We start from the raw sequence: 399 nt of genomic DNA, 5'->3' as shown, positions 1-399 counted from the left end.
ATACGAGATGACGTCGAGTCTCGTGGGCTAGTAGATGTGTATAAGAGACAGGTTGTACACGCCTTCGGCGGCCTGTTCGGAACGTGCAATCTGACCGACGAACTGTTTTTCGCCTTCGGTGGCGACTTGTCCGAGCTTGGATTTACAACCGTTGATGCAGGTCGTCTGAAAAGCAAAAAGCAACCTGCACAACCTGTTTTCCTTGCAGCAAACCTCAACCCCAACAGCCGACCCGTCCTCTCTCCCTGTGGGAGAGAGCTAGAGTTGACGACGCTTTTGGCAACGGGCGGATTACAGCGTTTGGCAAGCTCTTTGAGCGTAGAAACGCCAAGGTTGCGGTAGTGGAAGTAGTTTTCCAGTTTCGGCATATATTTGACCATAAAACGCCGGTCTTGGTGG

Annotated in this window: 2 pseudogenes; both read right to left on the bottom strand. The window is 51.9% G+C overall.

Annotation, left to right across the window (positions count from 1 at the left end):
• Positions 1-51: 51 nt before the first annotated feature.
• Positions 52-135, bottom strand: a pseudogene (locus ACRPFF_RS11355) (BON domain-containing protein); the annotation flags it as partial.
• Between the two features lie 119 nt (positions 136-254).
• A pseudogene (locus ACRPFF_RS11350) lies at positions 255-399 on the bottom strand (oligoribonuclease); the annotation flags it as partial.

The sequence above is a fragment of the Neisseria sp. SLRRB23 genome (assembly GCF_050896295.1).
In the GTDB taxonomy this organism is placed as follows: domain Bacteria; phylum Pseudomonadota; class Gammaproteobacteria; order Burkholderiales; family Neisseriaceae; genus Neisseria.
This window is presented reverse-complemented; position numbering and strand designations above follow the sequence as displayed.